This window comes from Phenylobacterium sp. 58.2.17, assembly GCF_026411515.1.
Taxonomy (GTDB): Bacteria; Pseudomonadota; Alphaproteobacteria; order Caulobacterales; family Caulobacteraceae; genus Phenylobacterium.
The window spans coordinates 1-592 of record NZ_JAPMTQ010000101.1 but is presented as its reverse complement, the minus strand read 5'-3'; the positions used below and the strand labels follow the sequence as shown (position 1 = coordinate 592).

Here is a 592-nt window from a genome sequence, read left to right as displayed (position 1 = left end):
TAATTAGCTTCTCAGTTTTTTCTCGAAAGGCTTTCACCTGATCACGGCCAAAGCCCAACGCATCAGCCGTTAATTTCTGTGCACCACCTTTGGTGGGATTCTTTGGACGATACTGCTTAAAAAACTGCTCTGGTGGTCGTTCAATCCCATCGGACAGACTCCGTTCAGAATACATCAGATGCAAATGCGGTTGATCTTCACCTGTCAGTTCACTCGGATGATTATGCACCGCTGCGGTATAAGGGAACTGATACTGATCAGCAAATTCCTGAATAAAGGCCTCGACCAATTCTTTACGCTGCTGCTTCGACAATTCTTTCGGCAAGGCCACGGTCAAAGTCGAACTAGTTCGACCTCGAGCAATCTCATAACGATCCGCACTATGCCAAAAGGTAGCAGGCGCATCGACTGCCCAAGCAGGCATATTTCCAGAACGCACAAACTCCAATTCTTCATCGGCCTTTTGCTCGGCAAAATGCGCAGTACGGGTCAGATAATGGAAGGTATTCTTGGAACTGGAATCCTTCTTCACATTGTGCCGAATATTCATGTAAAACATGCCGAATTCACCTGAGATCCAATTCGCAAAGGA

The 592-nt window shown here is 46.6% G+C and carries 1 protein-coding gene; it reads right to left on the bottom strand.

Annotated features, from left to right (window positions below; all coding sequences use genetic code 11):
• The coding region (locus OUA97_RS23200; protein WP_267234442.1) for a MobA/MobL family protein at nucleotides 1-559 on the bottom strand (559 nt) is incomplete at its 3' end.
• Nucleotides 560-592 lie beyond the last annotated feature (33 nt).